Origin of the sequence: Chitinophaga varians, assembly GCF_014529945.1 — a bacterium.
Lineage (GTDB): Bacteria > Bacteroidota > Bacteroidia > Chitinophagales > Chitinophagaceae > Chitinophaga > Chitinophaga varians.
In genome coordinates this window covers 736124-757233 of the sequence record NZ_JACVFB010000001.1, presented here as the reverse complement: position 1 = coordinate 757233, position 21110 = coordinate 736124, and the positions used below count along the sequence as shown (strand labels likewise).

Below are 21110 nucleotides of genomic sequence, written 5' to 3'. Positions count from 1 at the left end.
TTTAAAAAAATAGGATTATAGAATAATTTTTTTCTGTTTAGCTGTAGGGGCAGTCACCACGGTGGTATTAACGCCGATATATTTGGCCAATGCCGCAATAGTCGTTAGCTGGAAGAACGTACGCACGGCTACCTGCAAACCAAAATCTTCCTGTACCGTGGCCGCGAGACGCATGATCAACAGGGAATGCATACCAATTTCAAAGAGATTGTCGTATATGCTTACCCGTTCTATTTCCAGCAACCGGGCACAAATGGCGGCCAGCTTCTCTTCCAGTTCATTCGTGGGGGCTACATACAGGTCTGCTGACACCGTGGTCATATCTGATTCCGGTAGTGCTTTCCTGTTGATTTTTCCGTTGGCGGAAAGCGGCATCTCCGTTAAGATCATCCACTGCGCCGGCACCATGTATTCCGGGAGTTTGGTTTTCAGGTATGCCAACAGTTCATCCTTGTCGAAGTTTTCCTGTCCTACTACATACCCTACGAGTTTCAACTGTTGCTGTTGATCGGCACGGGTCACCACGACCACCTGTTTTACCATCCCGCTTTTCTCAATCACCCTTTCTATTTCACCCAGCTCGATACGATAACCACGGATTTTCACCTGGTCATCTATTCTACCCAGATGCACCAGGGTACCATCCGGTAGCCATTTGCCGAGGTCTCCCGTGCGATACATCGGCACCTGGTCACGGAAGGGATCAGTCACAAACTTCTCTGCCGTTAATTCCGGCCTGTTGAGATAGCCACGGCCTACGCCAATGCCGGACACGCAGATCTCTCCGGCCACCCCGATGGGACACAGCTGCCGGAACGCATCCAGGATATATATGTGTAAATTCTGTATGGGCTTGCCTAAAGGCACATTGTCGTGCACCGGCGCTTCATACATAAAATGATGGGTAATGTCATCGGAAGCCTCCGTAGGGCCGTAAGCGTTAACTACCGGAATGGTGTGATAATCCTGATGACCGAACCATTCCACCAGTAGCTGCCGAGGCAATGTTTCACCCGTTACCAGCAGGTATTGCAGCCGTTGCAGCGACACCCCTTTTACGGTAGCTAATATAGCAGAGAGATAAGAGGGCACCACTTCCAGGATCGTCACCTGGTCTTTCTCCACGGCCTGCATCAGCGCAGCGGGTTGTAAAATGGTGTCTGTCGGGTAAATAATCGTATAGCCGCCACACAACAAAGCGGAGAACATTTGCCATACGGAGATATCAAAAGTAAAGGCAGCCGTGAAAGCCACTACGGAAGCGGCATTCATCCGGAGATCATTTACTTTGGCAAACAGGTGATTGAGCATGCCGGCGTGTTCAATCATGGCGCCTTTGGGCAAACCGGTAGAGCCGGACGTATAAATAACATACGCCAGTTGTGAGGGCACCGGTAATGCGGCCAATGCGGTAACCGGGTAGCCGCCGATGGCTTCCCTTTCTTCATCCAGGGAAATAATGCGTATCTCACCGTCAGCAGGCAGCTTTTGTTTGTCGGTGCTGCTGCTGATAACGGTCCGCGCTTTGCTGTCGTTCAGCATATACGCCACCCTGTCTTCAGGGTAGCCGGGATCTATCGGCAGATACGCGCCACCGGCTTTCATAATACCGAGGATGGCGACGACCATCTCCGGTGAGCGGTCCAAACAAATGGGCACCAGTGAGGTATCGTCTACGCCCATCGCCCGCAGGTAGTGTGCCAGCTGATTGGAATGTTCATCCAGTGCGGCATAGGTCATCACCTGGTCACCCATCACCAGCGCGGTCGCCGCCGGTGTGCGTTGTGCCTGTTGGCCAAACAGGCCGATCAATGTGTTATCGTGAGGAAAATCTACCGTGGTATTGTTAAAGGCAACCAGCTGCTGCTGTTGTTCTGCTTCCGTCAGCAGCGGCAAGGCGTTAATTCGTGTATCCGGCAGGGTGATAACGGTGGCCAGCAGCTGTTCGAAGTGTGCCATCAGCCGGGTGATCGTATCCTCCCGGAAAATCTCGGTGCCGTACTCCACATAGCCGGTAAGGCCGTCTGGTCCTTCTTCCATAGACACCACCAGGTCGAACTGGGCGGTGTTGAATTTCACTTCTTCTTTGGTTACTGTCAATGACCCCAGTTGCACCTGATCTACAGCGGGCGTATTCTGTAATTCGAATAACACCTGGAACAAGGGGGTCCTGCTAAGGTCGCGGTCTGTATTCACCGCCTCTACTACTCTCTCGAAAGGCACGTCCTGGTGATCGTACGCGGTGAGCGTGGTTTGTTTCACCTGTTGTAATAACGACACGAAAGAAGGATGTTGGCTCAGGTCACTACGCAGCGCCAGGGTATTGACAAAAAAGCCAATCACGCCCGCTACTTCTTCCTGTGTTCTGCCGGCGATGGAAGAACCCACACAGATATCATCCTGGCCACTATACCGGTAAAGCAATACTTTAAAGGCCGCCAGCAACGTCATGAAGAGCGTTACATCCTGCTGCAGCGAAAACTGCCGCAGCTGCTCCGATAATGTGCGGTCCAGGGTAAAACGCTTCAACGCTCCTTTCGTACTCTGGATAGCAGGCCGGGAGAAATCAGTCGGGAGCTGCAATACCTCTACTCCTTCCAGTTGCTGCTCCCAGTAAGCCAATTGTTGATTGAGTTGTTCACTGTCCGCGATGCTACGCTGCCAAACGGCATAATCCGCAAACTGCAGCGGCAAAGGCTCCAGCGCGGCAGGACGTTTCTCTATATAAGCATTGTATAGTTCAGCGATATCATTTACGAGTAGCGTAACAGACCAGCCGTCGGAAGAAATATGATGCAGGGTGATCAGCAGCAGGTGGTCATCTGCCGACAGGCGGATCAAACAAGCGCGCAACATATAATCCGCCGCCAGGTCAAACGGTGCATTGACGAGGTCTATCAACTGAGCATGCAACCGTTCAGGCGTGTGATACTTTTCTCCGGAGAGGACGGCGAGCTGCCATTTATCTGCCGTCAGCAGCTGCTGGTAAGGCACACCATGCTCCTGCCTGATGACGGTACGCAGTGCTTCATGCCTGTCCACCACCGTATGCAGCGCCTGTGATAAAGCTGCTTCGTCCAGCGTCCCTTTCAAGCGGATGGCCAGCGGCACGTGATAAGCCACGGTACCATTCATTTGGTCAATAAACCATAAACGTTCCTGGCTAAAAGCCAGTGGTATCCTTTCGGGGCGGTTACCGGCCGTCATAGCAGGCCATCCGCTTTCTTTGTCTTTCCCAATAAGATGGGCCGCCAACTTAGCGATGGTGGGATACTGGAAGAAACGGGTGATACTCAATTCCACCTGCATAGCATTACGAATGGCGGTCACCGCCCGCGATGCCAACAGGGAGTGACCTCCCAGCTCAAAGAAATTAGCGGTGGTGCTGATCTGTTTTTTTTGTAAAAATCTCTCCCATATCGTGGTCAGTTGTTGTTCTGTTTCATTAGCCGGCGCCATATAAACCGCTGCTTCCCGGCTATCATCTTCCAATGCGCGCAGGGCTTTTTTATCTGCCTTACCATTGGAGTTCAAAGGAATTTTGTCGAGGATGACGAGTTGCGCGGGCATCATATATGCCGGCAGCCTGCTTTTCAGATAGTCTGTTAATGCGGCTTTATCGAAATCACCTTGCGGCACCACGTAGCCGGCCAGGTACTTATCATTTGTGGCATTGACCTGCATCATGACCACCGCCTGTTTTACGTCAGGATATTGTAACAGCACACTCTCTACTTCACCTGGTTCAATGCGGTGACCATGGATTTTCACCTGGTCGTCAATGCGGCCCTGGTAAACGATGGCCCCGTCCGGCCGCTGGTAGGCCAGATCACCGGTACGGTACAACCTGGCAGGTATATCACTAAAAGGATGCTGCACAAATTTTTCGGCGGTCAACGTAGGTTTGTTGAGATAACCTATGGCTACGCCGGCGCCACCTACATATAGTTCGCCTGTCACGCCTGTGGGCACCAGCTGCTGCTCACGGCTAAGGATATACGCTGTCCGGTTGCCCAGCGGATGGCCGATAGGAATGGTGATGCCCGGGTCTACGGATTCGATATTCCACCGGAGGGAAAAACCGGTATTCTCCGTAGGGCCGTATACGTTAAGGATCTGCGTAGTGGGATACGCCGCCATGAATTTCCGGATATGTTCTTCCGATATCTTTTCGCCTCCTACCATCAGGGCGGTCAATCCTTTAAATACGCCGATTTCATCATCTACCAGCTGATTAAACCACATGGTGGTAAAAAACATTTTGGTGACGCCCCGTCGCTGTATTTCCTGTTTGAGCAACTGATTATCCAGCATTTTTTTCTCCGGATATAACACCAGCTGCCCGCCATTCAGCAACATACCCCAGTATTCTACGGTGGTAGCATCGAAGGAGGGAGAACCGGTAGACAGTATCGTGTCGGCGGCGGTTAACTCCACGTAATCGCCTCCCATAGCTAAGCTGGTAACGTTGCGATGTGTTACCATCACGCCTTTGGGCTGACCGGTAGAACCGGAGGTATAAATAATATAAGCCAGTGATTCCGGGTGAGTGGCGATTACAGGTGCCAGTGTTTCAGAGGGCTGTTCCAGCACGTCTTCTACACAGATCAGGGTGGTGGCCGGCACTTCTTCCCGCAGCATCGACAGCTGTGCCTTGTTGGCCAATATCAGGTCGGACTTCGTATCTTCCAGCATATACCGGATACGGTCTTTGGGATAGGCCGGATCTACCGGCACATATGCCCCGCCGGCTTTCAGGATGCCCAGTATGCTGACGATCAGCTGTACCGAACGTTCCATGCACAGCGGCACCATCGTGTTTTCCTGCACGCCTTTGCTGCGGAGGTACCCCGCCAGTTTGTCGGATTGCTCCTGGAGCTGCCGGTAAGTGAGTTGTTCTTCTTCGAATAGCAGTGCCACCGCATCCGGCGCCAGCGCCACCTGCTCATCGAACAATGCGGTGATGGTTTTATCAGCCGGATAAGGGATATTGGTGGAATTGAATGCTATGAGCTGCTGCTCTTTTTCCCGGTGGCTCAACATCTCCATCACGCCAATGGCCTGCGCAGGATCTTTTACGATAGCTGCCAACAATGTTTCATAGTGCGCAAACATTCTCCGGATGGTGCTTTCCCGGAACAGGTCCGTGCTGTATTCCAGATAAATGCTAATGCCTTCCGGGCATTCCTCCGCAATCCAGGTAAGATCAAAAAGGCTGGCGTTGCGGACCACCGGCTCTTCCGTGATCACGACGTCGCCTATACGCAATGCCGGCATAGCCGGAACATTCTGCAATACAAAGATGGACTGAAACAACGGGCTTCTGTTCATAGCCCGCTCTTTCACCACCGCTTCCACTATTTTTTCAAAAGGCGCGTCTTCATATTCAAAGGCGTCCAGCAGGGTATTTTTAACCCGTTGTAATAAGGATAAGAAAGAAGGACTGCCGCCCATATCGGTGCGCAAGGCCAGCGTATTGACGAAGAAGCCAATCAGCGGTTCCAGTTCTGTACGTGTTCTTCCGGCCACCGCGCCACCCACGCAGATATCTTCCTGCCCGCTATAGCGATATAACAGTACTTTAAAAGCGGCCAGCAACACCATATATAGTGTTGCGCCCTCCTGTTGGGCCAGTTCCCGTAAGGAGGCCGACAGTGCAGGGTCGATATTAAACACGATGAACGCGCCCCGGGTGCTGCCTGCAGCAGGACGTTCGAAGTCTGTTGGTATTTCCGCCATGGCCACGCCTGTCAGCTTCTCTTTCCAGTGCGCTACTTTCTGCTCCATCACGGCGCCTGACAGGTAATTACGCTGCCATACGGCATAGTCGGCATATTGTATCTCCAGTGGCGTATAAACGGGCGCCCGTTTTTCCTCAAAAGCGCTGTAGCCTTCCATCAATTCCTGGACCAGTACAGCAGAAGACCATCCGTCTGAAGCAATATGATGCATGTTGAGCACCAGTAGGTGATCATCTTCCCCCAGCGTGATCAGGTGGGCACGCAACATATAATCCCGGGCGAGATCAAATGGCTGGCTGATCAGCGCTGCAATGCGTTCCTGCAACGCGGCGGCATCCGTTACATTGCTTATTTTTTCCAGCTGCCAGTTATCGCCGGGGATGGACTGCTGCCAGGTCCCCTCCTCATCAGCGCTGATAACGGTACGCAATATTTCATGCCTGCCTACAATATTACGCAGCGCCTGTTCGAGGGCGTCCGCGTTGACACTACCCTGTAGCTTCAGTACTGCGGGCACGTGATACTGCACCGAGCCCTGCAAGGCGTCGATAAACCACAAACGTTCCTGGCTAAACGAAAGCGGCGTGCGGGAGCCGGCAGGCCGTGCCGCCACCCGGATTTTTTCCGTAGCAGGCGTTGTAGCAGCAGCGTTAGCCTGTGCTTTAAAATAAGCCACCAGCTGCGCTTTATTTTCTTTCAGGGTCTGTAAAAAAGAAGGTGCAAACTGTTTTTGCTGTTCTGTTTTCAGCACCAGCTCTTCTCCGTCCAGGGAAAGACCGATTCCCAGGTCCTGTGCTTGTTCCAATATCAGGACAACCTCCGATAAATTAAAACCCGGCATATGCTTAATTAGTTAAATAATGAGAGAAAAAGCCGTTACAACCTCATTTCCTGCAATCCTTCAGACGTTTCCGGCACCGCCGCCTGGCTGATCTTGATATAGGCCGCCAGTGTTTTGATGGTGGTTAGTTTGAAGAATGTCCTTACGGTGATATGCAGCCCGAATTTTTCCTGCACCGCTGCCGATAACCGCATCACCAGCAGAGAGTGCATGCCCAATCCAAAAAGATTGTCGTTGATGCTTACCCGTTCTGTTTCGAGTAATTTTTTGCAGATGTCTTCCAGTATCTCTTCTATTTCATTGCCCGGCGCTTCATACGGGGTCTGCACTATTTGCATATCTGCTTCCGGCAAGGCTTTTTTATCTACTTTTCCATTCGGTGTCAGCGGTATCCTGTCCAGCGCAATGAGTTGTTCAGGCACCATGTATTCCGGCAAACGTTCTTTCAGATACACCACCAGCGCATCCCGGTCATAGCCCTCACCGGCTGCCACATAACCTACCAGGCGTCTGTCACCGCCTTCTCCTTTGGACAGCACCACGGCTGATTTCACGCCGGGGAACTGTTGCAGCACGTTTTCAATTTCACCCAGCTCAATTCTGTATCCGCGGATCTTCACCTGTTCATCTATCCTGCCCAGCATTTCAATGCTGCCATCAGGCAGCCATCTGCCGAGATCACCGGTGCGATACATGCGAATGGCGCCATCAGCATGGAAAGGGTCTTTGATGAACTTAGCCGCTGTTTTCTCCGGATCATTCAGATACCCTCTGGACACGCCCACGCCGGACACACATATTTCTCCGGCCACGCCCACGGGGCATAACTGCCGGGCGGTGTCCAGTATGTAAATACGTAGGTTTTGAATAGGCTTGCCCAACGGCACGTTGTTGCGCGCAGGAGCTGCGTACATGAAGTGATGCGTAATATCATCAGAGGCTTCTGTGGGGCCATAGGCATTTACCACCGGGATATGGCCGTAGGCAGCATGACTAAACCATTTCGTCAATAACGCCTGACTTACCGGCTCACCCGTCACCAGCAGGTATTGCAGGCTCTCCAGGGCTACATGGCTCTCTTCCATTAATACGGCGGCCAGATAGGAAGGCACCAGCTCCAGCACCGTGATGCCATCGCTGCTAAGGCGGCGCAACAACGCTGCCGGCTGATGAATTTGTGTTTCTGTGTACACGACGGTCCGTCCGCCACTCAGCAAAGCCGCAAACATCTGCCATACGGAGATATCGAAGGTATAAGCGGCCGTATAAGCCAGGATGCTGTCGGCATCCATTTTCAGATCATTTACCTTGGCAAATAAATGATTCAGCATACCGGCATGTTCCACCATCACCCCTTTAGGCTTACCGGTGGAACCGGACGTATAAATAATATAGGCGAGATCGTTAGGCGCGGGTGCGGTAAACAGTGGCGTGACCGGCTGGATATCCAGCGTGGCCGCATCACCGTCTATTAAGAATGTATTCAGTACGGTGATGTCACTGATTTTTTCGTTGGCATAGCTACTGCTGACGATCAACGGCGCATTGCAATCATCCAGGATATAGGCGATTCTTGCGGCCGGGTATTCCGGGTCAACCGGCACATAAGCCGCACCGGCTTTCAGGATGCCCAATATAGCGACGATCATATCTGCTGAGCGTTCCAGGCAAACAGGCACCAGCGAATTGCCGGTAACGCCCTCTCCGATCAGGTAGTGCGCCAGCTGATTGGAGCGCTCGTCCAATGCCTTATAACTAAGGACGGTGTCTCCTGCTATCACAGCCGGCGCGCCGGGTGTAATAGCAGCCTGGGATACAAACAAATCTATAAACGTTTTGTCCTGCGGGAAAGCAACGGCGGTGTTATTAAAATCTACCAGCAGCTGCTGCTCTTCTTCCTGCCGTAACATCGGGATAGAGCCGATATGTGCGGCCGGCAGCTGCACAATAAATTGCAGCAACTGCTCAAAGTGTTTCACCAGACGCTGCATGCTTTCTTCGGTAAACAGGTCCACACAATATTCAATGTAGCCGCTTAAACCGTGGGCATCTTCCTGCAAGCAGCAGCTGAGGTCAAACAAAGTAACGGTATGCGGAATTTCTTCCTGTGTAATATGCAGTTCGCCCAGCTTCAGATCTGGCGCATCGGGCATATTAAAGAGTTCAAACATCACCTGGAACAACGCCGTTCTGCTCATGTCCCGGTCTTTTTCCACCACTTCCACTATTTTTTCAAAGGGTGCGTCCTGATGATCGTAGGCATCCAGCGTAGTTTCTTTCACCTGTTGCAGCAGCGTGATAAAAGTAGGATCATCGCTCAGGTCACTGCGCAGCGGTAATGTGTTCACAAAGAAACCGATCAGTCCTTCTGCTTCCTGTTGCGTTCTGCCGGCGATGGTAGTACCTACGCAGATATCATCCTGGCCGCTGTAACGGTACAACAATACTTTGAAGGCGGTGAGCAACGTCATGAACAGCGTAGTGCCCTGTTGCTGCGACAGTACCTGCAACTGGTCGCGCAGCTCTTTATCCAGGCGGAACCTGCTGATAGCGCCGCGGGTGCTCTGTATCGGAGGACGTGAATAATCTGTAGGCAGGTGCAGCACTTCTACGCCCGCCAGTTTTTCCTGCCAGTATACCAGGCGTTTCTTTAAGGCAGCGCCTTCCAGGTGTGTGCGTTGCCAGATGGCGTAATCCGCGTATTGGATATCCAGCGCAGGCAGATGCGATGCACTGCCGGTGCTGTGGGCACGGTATAACGCAATCAGTTCATTTACCAATATGGATACTGACCAGCCATCGGAAGCAATATGATGCATTACCAGTACCAGCACCTGTTCCGCTGTTGATACGCGCAGCAGATGCGCCCGCAGCATAAAGTCATTGGCCAGATCAAACGGCTGGTATACCAGGTGGGTAATATATTCCTGTAACGCCGTACCATCAGCACTCAAAGCAGCGTCGTCTATTTCCGTCAGCTGCCACAGGTGTTTGTCCAGAAACTGTTGGTAAGGTTTACCCTGTTCCTGTCTGATGACGGTACGCAATGACTCATGCCGATGGACGATCTGTCCGATAGCATGGCCCAGCGCCTCATTGTCCAAGGCGCCTTTCAGCCTCAACACCACCGGCATATGATACGATACGCTGCCTTCCAGCTGATCAATGAACCACAGCCTTTCCTGGCTGAAAGACAGCGGAATCTGTACGGGCCTTTCTGCCGCGAAAAGCGCGGGCAGCAACAGCCCTTTATGTTGCAGTTGCAGGTAAGTAGCTAAGGAAGCAACGGTTGGATGCAGGAAAAAATCTTTTACCGTCAGCTCCGCCTCCATCTCTTTACGGATGGCAGATACCGCACGGGTAGCGAGCAACGAATGCCCGCCCAGCTCAAAGAAATTATCCTGCGTGCCGATACGCTCTACTCCCAGCAGCCGTTGCCAGATGTCCGCCAGCTGCTGTTCTGTGGCGGTTACCGGCGCCTGGTAATTCAACAGGCGCTTGCGCTGTATAAATTCCCATTCGGTTAAAAACCGGCGGTCTACCTTACCATTGCTGGTCAACGGCAACAGCTGCATGGCCACAAAAGCGAAAGGTACCATGTATTCGGGCAGCCGCTGTTGCAACTGCACACGGATATCTTTTTCCAGCACTTCGCAGATATCGGGGAACAGCGGAATATTTGTTTTTACACCCTCCGTATAACCGGCCGATTTGCTGTAAGATGGCTCCACAAAACCATTGAACGGCACCTGTTCTATCAGCAGGTTTATCTTAAACGGATCTTCATTCAGCAGGAAGCGGCATTGATAACCGGCAACTTTGGCAGCGGCCAGTATGTCATTCACCACTTTGGTATCGTTGTCAGGTGTCAGGATATAGTCTGCCAGATCACCCACCTGGTTGATGCTTCTGTCGGTAAGCGCCTGCTCCAGCAGCCTTTCCTTCCATAACCTCGGGTTAGGCACGTGCTGCAAGGCAATCCGTGGCTGACCGGCAGCGAAGCGCGACAAGATGCTGTGCTTATCCGTGATCTCGTCCCATGCCTGCCATTGCGGCTGCAGTACTGGTTTTTCTATATCCAGATGCAACACCACCGTGTAGCGGTAGAGCGTCAACTCATTGAGATAGTCGCCCTGCTTCCATTGAATTTCCACATGGGTAATCTCCGGATACAGCGACTGCAACTGGAAGAAGTAAGCAGGAGAAAAACACAGCTCTTCTTCTTTCCATACTTCCTGGTCTACGTTCCATTCAAACTCCCGGAGGCTTGTTTTACTTTGCAGTTTATCCAATTGCAGCCTGCGTTTGAAAGAAGGGAGCAAACGGAGGTCTCTCACGTCCCCGATCACAATATGTCCTTTCCCTTTCAGCAGGGAGATGGCATTGTCCAACACATCAGACATGTACTGCGCACCCGGGAAATATTGTACGATGGAGTTCAGGATCACGGTATCGATAGAGGCGCCTTCTTCCAGGGTTACTTCGTGGGCCGCACATACCTTCAGGGTTGTTGCAGGATAGCGGCGCAGTCCTTTGTCGATATGCTGCTGCAGCTGACGGGTAGATACCTGTGAGAAGTCGGTACCAATATATTTTTCGATGTGCCCGGCCAGCTGAAAATAGATCAAACCGGTACCACATCCTATTTCCAGCACATTACGCGGCTGGGTGGACAATACTACGCTGGTGATATCTTCCAGCCAGCTGCGCATGTTCTGCGCCGGGATGGCTTCACCGGTGAAGCTGTCGTTCCACCCGGTGATATTAAATTCCCCGTCCAGGTCTTTTACTTCGTCTGCTTTACTATAGGCCGTTTCATACAGTTCTTTCCAGGTAGCCACCTGTTGCAGGTACAGTTCCTGCTCTGTGCGGAGCACGGCTTGCTGGTCGGGCACATAATAGCTGACCAGTTTTTTCTCCGCGCCCTGTTGTTCCTTTACCACGACGCAACTGGCGGCTACAGCCTCCAGGTTGTTCAATGCTCTTTCTATTTCGCCGGGCTCTATTCTGTAGCCACGCATCTTGATCTGGTCGTCCATACGTCCCAGGTACTCCACCGTACCATCGGGCAGCCAACGGGCACGGTCGCCGGTGCGGTATAACCGGGCGCCCCGCTGTTCACTGAACGGATCGGTGACAAATTTTTCTGCGGTCAGTTCCGGCTGATTGAGGTAACCACGGGACACCCCCGCGCCGCCTACATACAGCTCTCCCGGCGTACCTACCGGCAGCAGCTGCATCGCGCTGTCCAGCACATAGGCCGTACGGTTGGCCAACGGCCGGCCGATAGGAATACTTTTGCCCGGCACCACCGCGGCGATATTCCAGGTGAGGGAGAAAGTCGTGTTCTCCGTAGGGCCGTAACCGTTAATAATCTGCGTAGCAGGATAAGCAGCCCGGAATTTACGGATATGCTCTTCCGATAGTTTCTCTCCTCCTGCCATCACAGCGGTCAGCCCTTCGAAGATGGAGATGTCATCATCTACCAGCTGGTTAAACCAGCTGGCGGTGAACCACATTTTTGTAACGCCCCGCTGACGGATCTCCTGTTTGAGCAACTGGTTGTCCAGCAGCCGTTTCTCCGGGCATAATACCAGCTGTCCTCCATTCAGTAACATACCCCAATATTCGATGGTGGTAGCGTCAAAAGAAGGAGAACCGGTAGACAATAAAGTATCTGCGGCGCTCAGCTCCACGAAGTTGCCGCCCCGCGCCAGGCTGGTCACGTTGCGATGGACCACCATCGCGCCTTTGGGCCTGCCGGTAGAACCGGAAGTATAAATAACGTATGCCAGGGAGTCCGGATCGGTTTTCACGCCTACCGGATACGCCGGCATCGCTGCGAGCAAATCAAGGATATTATCTACGAAGATGAGCGTGGCCTGCTCCGCTTCCGCGGCTAGCAACGCCTGCTGGTCGGTGGTCGTGAGCACCAGTTTGCTGGCCGTATCGTGCAGCATATACGCGATACGGTCCTTTGGATAAGCCGGGTCTACGGGCACATAAGCGCCGCCGGCTTTCAGGATACCGAGGATACTCACGATCAGGTGAATGGACCGTTCCATGCACAGCGGCACCATCACGCCTTCCTTCACGCCCTGCTTACGGAGGTAATGCGCCACGCGGTTCGATTGCTCTTCCAGCTCACGGTAGGTCAGCTGCTGCTCACCGAAAGACAACGCAATGGCGTCCGGCGCGTTGGCTACCTGCTCTTCAAACAGGGCAGTAATGGTTTTATTGACCGGATAAGGCACCACATTATCGTTGAAGGTAACGAGCAGCTGGTGTGTTTCTTCCGCACTCAGCATTTTCAGTTCCCCGATAGTGGTAGCGGCATTTTGTACTGCCGCCTCCAGCAGCGCCATATAATGATGCATCATTCTCAGGATGGTCGTTTCCCGGAACAGGTCTATGCAATATTCCACTTCCAGCGCAATGCCGTCCGGTCTTTCTTCTACGGTCCAGAAGATATCAAACAGGCTGGTGCTGCGGATCACCGGCTCCGGCGTCATCGTGGCTTCTCCCAAACGTAATTCCGACATCAGCGGAATATTCTGCAGGGTAAACATCACCTGGAACAGTGGGTTTTTCCGGATGTCGCGCTCGCCCATCACTTCCATCACCACTTTTTCAAAAGGCACTTCCTGGTTATCGTGGGCATCAAACAAAGTATTCTGTACTTCTTTCAATGCAGCGGCAAAAGAAGGATTACCACTGAGGTTGCTGCGAAGCGCGAGGGTGTTTACAAAGAAGCCTAACAATGGTTCCAGCTCCACCTGGGCCCTGCCGGCGGTAGCACATCCGATGCAGATGTCTTCCTGCCCGCTGTAACGGTACATCAACACTTTTAAAGCGGTGAGCAGCGTGGTAAACAGGGTAACGCCCTGCTGCCGGCCCATTTGTTTTACCCGCGCGGACAATTCCTTATCCAGTTGCATAGTGATCACAGCGCCTCTGGTACTTCTCACTACCGGCCGTTCAAAGTCAGTAGGCAACTGTAACAAGGTGACGCCATCGAGCTTCTTTTTCCAGTAGGCCAGCTTTTGGGCAACGAGCGGTCCCTGTAAAAAACGGCGCTGCCACAGCGCGAAATCCGCATATTGAATTTTCAGGGCCGGTAATACCGGCTGACGGCCGTTCAAACGGGCATTATATATTTCTATCAGTTCCTGGAAGAAAATATGTGCGGAGGAATCATCAAAAACAATATGATGGATGATCATCACCAGCACATGTTCTGTGGCTGAAACACGGATCAGGTATGCGCGCAGCATATTGCCTTCGGACAGTTTAAAAGGCATGTTCACCAGGCTGGCGATGTATGTCTGTAAAGCAGCTGCATTGTGCTGATACAGCGGATCTTCCACCTCTTCCAGTTGCCATTGTACCGATTCCTGCACCCGCTGACAGGCATGGCCTTCCTCCTGATAGATGTTGGTCCGTAAGATTTCGTGCCGGTCTACAATGAGCTGTAAGGCGTCCGTGAGGGCATTTTTATCCAGATGCCCTTTCAATCTTACGATAGCCGGCAGGTTATATTGCACGCTCCCTTCCAGCTGGTCAATGAACCATAAACGTTCCTGGCTGAAGGACAGCGGGATATGTGCAGGTCGCTCCTGTTTTTCAATGACCGTGGGCAAAACGTTCAACACCGCTGCTTCTACGGGCGCCACCTTTTTTTTAACGGGGGCTACCTGTGGTAAAAAACCAGCTCGTTGCAAATCTGTTATGGTATCCCTGAAACATTTTTCGATGAAGTCAATATCATCATCGGTATGTGCTGCGGAGAGGAAACAGGTTTTACCTTCCCATATGTACACGCCTTTTTCCAGCAGGTGGTAGAAGAACAGGTCCATGTTACCGGAAATGGAGAAGTAGAACAGGGAGCCAAAGTTATTCACCTTGATGGGCACCTGGTTTTCATCCAGCATCTTCGTGATATTGCCAATCAGGCGATTGGTGCGCATATTCAGCTTTTCCTGTAAAGCGGGGCCTTGTCTTTCCAGTTCGCCTAACACGGCCAGTGAGGCCACCATGCTCAGCGGATGCTTACAGAAAGTACCTGCCAGGAAAGTGGTTTCCGCTTTAGGATAAGAGTCGTCTTTATAGTTCCACAATCCGCCGTCAAAAGCCTGCATGCACCAGTCTTTGCCCGCAATGATACCGATCGGCATGCCGCCGCCGGCGATCTTGCCATAGGTCACCATGTCCGCGCGGATACCAAAATGTGCCTGTACGCCGCCCGGATGAATGCGGAAGCCGGTGATCATTTCATCAAAGATGAGGATGATCTTTTCCTGCTCCGTCATGGCCCGCAGCTCCTGCAACAGCGCTTTCGGCTGATAGCCCGGCCTTCTGCTCTGAATGGGTTCTACCAGTACGGCCGCCAGCTCATGCGCATGTGCACGGATCTGCTCTACCACGTTGGGATTGAGGTAATCAAATACCAGCACGTCGGCCACCATGTTAGGGATAACGCCCGGCGCAATGGGAATACCATTGTGATCGTGTTCTATATCTTCTACCATGGCCAGTGTACCGTCAAAGTAGCCGTGGTAGGAACCGAGGAAAATAGCGATTTTCTTTTTGCCGCTGGTAGTACGGGCCAGTCGCATCGCAGACATCACCGCTTCAGTACCGGAGTTATGAAAGCTCACTCTGTCCATGCCTGTGAGTGCGGAAATACGGGTGGCCACTTCTCCTGCCAGGTAGGTCTGCGGGCCCAGCTGGTAGCCTTTTTCCAGCTGTTTGTGAATCGCTGCCGTAACGATCTCCGGACGATGTCCTAATAAATTCACCCCAAATCCCATGGTCAGGTCCACGTATTCGTTGCCGTCCACATCCCTCATTTTTGATCCGAGGGAAGAAGCGGCCACGATAGGATAGACCATTTCTTTGGTAGCAAAACGGAAGCCTGCCGATACGCGGTTGTCTGCCAGTACCGGGCGATAGCGCTCTGTCAGTGCTTTGGAAGTTTTGGTTTTGGTGGTATATTTTTCGATGAAAGCATCCAGGTAGGCCTGTTGCTCCGGCGCATATTTCTGTCCTGGTTTAGTTTCTATTTTGGGGAAGATGGACACGCCTTTTTTGGGAGCAGCGGCCGGTGTATTTGCCGGCGCTGCTGCCGCGCCGCCGTTTACGTGGGGCGACGATGCCGCAGGATGCCCATTCGTATGACCGTTGGCGTTACCATTGCCATGGCTGTGCGCCGGCTGCATGCCTTGCGACATCCATTGAAACTGCTGCGCAATCACATTCAGTTGCTGCTGCATCAGCTGCACCGTGTCCTGGATAACGTTATACCCGCCCGGTGCCTGCATGTGTGGCATCAACACCGGGGCAGGCAGCGTCGATGGCAATGGTGAAGAAGATGGAGGTGGAGCCGGTGAAGGCGCCGCTACTGTTGTTTCCTGTACAGGAGCCGCCACCGGCATGCTGTCTGCGGTAACAAAAACGGTGGCATGTGCCGAGATATACTCTGCCATCAGCTGGATAGAAATCAGTTCCTCAAAGATCAGCCGCATCGAAAAACTCAAGCCATATTCATTCTCTATCTTTCTCACCAGACTGGCCATGATGAGGGAATCCGCTCCCTGCGAGAGGAAGGGCACATGGACGTTCAGTTCGTCTGAAGGAGACATTTTCAACAGCCGGCGCAGGTTGTCTGCCAGGTAATCGGCGATATATCCGGCACTATTGGGAAGTAAATGATTTTTGTGACTCATGGGCGTGTTTTTAGGGATGGTTATTTCCTCCACGGTGGCCAGCTTGTCTTTCGGCTGACGGGTATTTTTTTCTATCCAGTAGCGTTGGCGCTGGAAAGGATAAGTGGGTAAAATGGCTTTATGAGGGGCACCGGTCGCATAAAATGCGGGCCAGTTAACGGTAATTCCTTTTACATGCAGCGCCATCAGGGCATGAAGCATGGTGGTCCAGGACGAACGTCCTTCTCTCATCACCGGCAACAGCCGGTGCTCTTCATACTTCAGTGTCAGTTGCGCCATGGATAACAGGCTGGGCTGAGGACCCAGCTCCATCAGGTTAAACTCGCCGGCTTCTTTGAGCGTTTGAATGCTCTGCGAAAACAGTACCGGCCAGAGGATATGTTTGCCCCAATAAGCGGCATCGGTCACCTCTTTTCCGGCAATGGCGCCGGTTACATTGGACACCAGCGGAATAACCGGCAAATGATACTGCACGCCGGAGGCTATCTGATGAAAATCTTTCAGCACCGGCTCCATCAGCGGAGAGTGGAAAGCATGCGACACCTGCATTTCGCGGCTGCCGATGCCGGCTTGTTTCAGGGACTGCGTCACTGCGCGCAGAGCAGCTGTCTTCCCTGAGATAACGGTCAGCTCCGGTCCATTAATGGCCGCAATAGCTAAGTCGTTGCCGTACGACTGAATAGCGGCGGCCACTTTAACAGCTGTGGTAAATACCACCGCCATGCTGCCTTCTTCCGTTACGGCGTTCATCAGCGCAGCTCTGGCAGTGATCAGCGCCAGTCCGTCGTATAAACTGAATACGCCCGCTGCATAGGCGGCGGCGTATTCGCCGGCGCTATGACCTAATACTATATCGGGCACCACACCCCACGATTTCCACACTTCTGCCAGCGCACATTCTATCACGAACAAAGCAGGCTGGGTGAAAATGGTTTGCCGTAGCAGCGCATTGGCTTCTTCCGGATTCTTTTTATAAAGCAGGTCGGTGAGTGAAAACGGCCAGCTCTTTTTCAGGAAAGCGTCGCAATCATCTACCACCCGTTTGAACACGGCGTTGTTATCATACAGCTCCCTGCCCATGTTCCAGTACTGGGCGCCCTGGCCCGTGAACAGCCAGGCAATTTTTCCCGGCGACCGCAACGTATCTCCTGTGGAAACACTATGCTGTCCCCTGCCGGCCACATAGGCCTGCAGCTGTGCGGCCGCATCTTCTTTGGAAGCCGCCTGCCATGCGATCCGGTAGGGAAAGGCATCGCGGCCGGTGGCCATCGTCCGCGCGATAGCGGCGATGGTATCTTCACTTTGCGGCAGGAAAGAAACGTAGCCGGACACCATCGTCTCCAGTGCTGCCGGCGTTTTAGCGGACAACAACAAAGGATAGGCAGGCAACGGTTTCTCTTCGGGAGCTGACACTGCCAGCGCTTCTTCCAATATCATGTGCACGTTGGTACCGCTGAGTCCAAAAGCACTGACAGCTGCTCTCCGGGGCGATGCCGCGGCCGGCCACGGCATGAGGATATCTGCTACCTTCACGGCCATATCCTTCCAGGGGATAAACCGGTTGGGGGTATTAAAATGGAGACTGGCAGGAATTTGACGGTGTTGCAGGCTAAGCACGGTCTTAATAAAACCAGCAATACCTGCTGCCGCTTCCAGGTGACCTATATTTGATTTCAGGGCGCCCATCAGCAACGGCTCCTCCTTCTTACGGGAGCGGCCATAAACAGCATTCAGCGCCAGTACTTCTACCGGATCGCCCAGACGGGTACCTGTTCCATGTGTTTCTATGTATTGTATACTGTCTGCGTCCACCGCAGCGTTGTGCAGCGCTTTCTCTATCAGCTGCTGCTGCGCCATACCATTGGGCGCTGTCAAGCCATTACTTTGTCCGTCATGATTGACCGCGCCTCCCCTTATCACCGCGAGGATGTTATCACCGGCAGCCACGGCATCTTCCAGCCGCTTTAACACCACCACGCCGGCGCCTTCTCCCCTCACATAGCCGTCTGCGTTATCATCAAATGTTTTGCACTGCCCGGTAGGAGAAAGTGCTTTCATCCGGCATAACTTAATCGTCGTGTCCGGCGACAACATCAGGTTCACGCCACCGGCCAGCGCCAGCGAGCACTCTTTGCGCAACAGGCTCTGGGCCGCCTGGTATACGCTCAGCAGGGAAGACGAACAGGCCGTGTCCAGCTGTAACGCAGGACCATGGAAGTCCAGCAGGTAGGCAATCCTACCGGCTGCAATACTTCTTTCCACGCCTAATCCGGTAAATACATCTTCGTAGTAAGTGACGTCGCCATTGTCACGGATAACCTGCTGGTAATCGTCCGTGCTCATGCCCACAAAAATGCCGCTGTCCGAGCCTCTCAGAGAAGCCGGCGCAATACCGGCGTGTTCCAGCGCCTCCCGGCAAACTTCCAGCAACAGGCGTTGCTGTGGGTCCATCGCTGCCGCCTCTCTGGGGGAAATGCCAAAAAACAGCGGATCAAACTGATCTGCATGTTCGATAAAACCACCGTGACGGGTATACATTTTACCAGGCGCATCTTCCTGTTTATCATAATAGGCAGAGATGTCCCATCTGCTTTCCGGCACTATTCCCACCGCATCCCGGGACGATTTCAGCAACGTCCACATAGCCTCGGGGGAGTTCACATTCCCCGGAAAACGGCAGCCGATACCGATGACCGCCAGCTGATTGCCCGCCGCGTCCGTTGCCGGCGACGTAGTTTTATTTTCCGGCAGGGCAAGCGTCATCCCGGCGAAATGAGTAGCCAGGCTCTGCACAGTGGGATAACTGAATACCACGGTATTCTCCACCGGCGTTTGCAGGAAAATTTCCAGATCAGCCGCCAGTTGCACTGCCAGTATGGAAGTGAGCCCATACTCGGCAAAAGTTCTTTGGGCCTGCATCTCCGCTGGCGTAGTATGTAAATGCTGCTTCAGCCAGGCTTCCAGCCACTCCTTCAACCGCGATAACGTATGTGCGTTCACGGTAGTGATGGCCGGCACCGGAGGGGCAACCACCATTTCTTCAGCCGCAGCGGCCTTCTCTGCGACCGCTATTTCTTCGATCGCTTCTTTATAAGCACCTTTGATATATTCTTCAACAAATAAATGTCTTCTTACTTTCCCGCTGGTGGTCTTGAAGATCTTCCGCACCGGTATCACCTGTTTTACTTCCAGCCCCAGTCGCGCTGCCACGGTCCTTTTCACCAGTGATATCATCGGCAAAAATTTCTCTGCAGACATTTTATGCACCACAAAAACAACGATGGACTCAGATCCGTTCACCTCATCAGGGATACCTACAGCCACTACTTTACCCGTGTCAATTTCATCGAGGGTTTCCAGCGTATGCTCAATGTCGTGCGGATATACGTTGCCGCCGTTGACAAAAATGATATCCTTTACGCGGCCCATGATGTACAGCACATCATCCAGCACAAAACCCGTATCGCCGGTATTCAGCCAGCCATCTTTAAATGTATTTTTACTGGCCGCATCATTATTGTAATAGCGGCTCGCCACACAGGCACTTTTTACCCAGATAACGCCAGCATGGCCGGGCGGCAGCGTGGCGCCTTTTTCATTGACGATGCGCAGCTGGAAATCGCCTATCAGGGTGCCAACGGCCACTACTTCCAGCGTATCCGCTGCCGGCTTCTTCACCAGCGATTTGCCGGTAATGCTTTTGCCGATGGTCAACGCATCCCTTTTTACAAAGACGCTCTGGAAAGGCACATCTGCCTTGGGGAAGGTGATTTCCAGTGTAGCTTCCGCAAGGCCATATACCGCGCGCATGGCCATCGGATTGAGTTTGTATTTTGCCATCCGCTCGTTGAAAGTCCTGGACAGGCTGGCAGATATGGGCTCGGCGCCGTTTAGTATGATCCGCACAGAAGACAGGTCCAGGCCCTCTCCCTTCTCCTCTGTAAAATGATTTAAATAGTATTTATACCCGAAGTTAGGAGAACAGGTAATGGTAACGCGGTAATCAGAGGATTTCTGCAGCCATAACAACGGGTGCCTGATAAAGAGGTCCGTAGGCATGATATATTGCTGTACGCCTGCCGCCAGTGGGTTAAGGTGATAACCAATCAATCCGAGGTCGTGCGTCAGCGGCATCCAGCTTAAGAAGATATCATCCGATGTACAGGCATAAGCTTCCAACACCGCGAAAGTATTGGCGATCAGGTTGCGATGGCGGATTTCCACCCCTTTAGGGTTACCGGTGGAGCCGGAAGAAAACTGAAGGAAAGCAATATCATCCGGCGTAACATCGGCCGGAATACCTGCTGGCAGGTTATCTTTATTTTCTTCCAGGAACAATACCTGGTCGTAGAAAGTTTTATCGGCGCTACCATCACTATAATCCTGCTTGCACAGTTTTTCATAATGCGCCGGTGTGGTAATGATATAAGGGTTTTTCAGGTAAGTCCTTATTTTATATAGTTTCCTGGCATTTTCGCTGTAATGCGTGACAGAAACAGGTACAGGTATGATCCCTCCTAAAATACAGGCCCAGAAATACTGAATAAACTGCTGGCTATCGTCCAGCTGTAACACCAGTTCATCACCGGGTTTCAATCCTTTATGCTGTAAGTATCCCAGCAGGCACAATGCTTCGTGATACAACTGATGATAGGATAGAAAATTGGTCTTGTTGGCCGCAACGATAAAGCTAACGCCTTTATCACGTTGATCTTTTTGATGGATCAGCAGCTCAGACAAGGTCTTCAGGGACAGCTCGTTTCTCATTTGTGCTCAGTTATTTGTTCAGTAATAACAATAGTT

At 52.5% G+C, this 21110-nt stretch carries 2 protein-coding genes; both read right to left on the bottom strand.

The genetic code is table 11. The features are described 5' to 3' along the window. Positions 1–15: 15 nt before the first annotated feature. A complete protein-coding gene (locus ICL55_RS02920) occupies positions 16–6582 on the bottom strand; it encodes a non-ribosomal peptide synthetase (protein WP_188094539.1) in 6567 nt (2188 codons plus the stop codon). Positions 6583–6617: 35 nt separating this feature from the next. Beyond that, on the bottom strand, positions 6618–21074 hold the full coding sequence (locus tag ICL55_RS02915; protein WP_188094538.1) for a non-ribosomal peptide synthetase/type I polyketide synthase: 14457 nt from the start codon (positions 21072–21074) through the stop codon (positions 6618–6620). Positions 21075–21110: the final 36 nt, after the last annotated feature.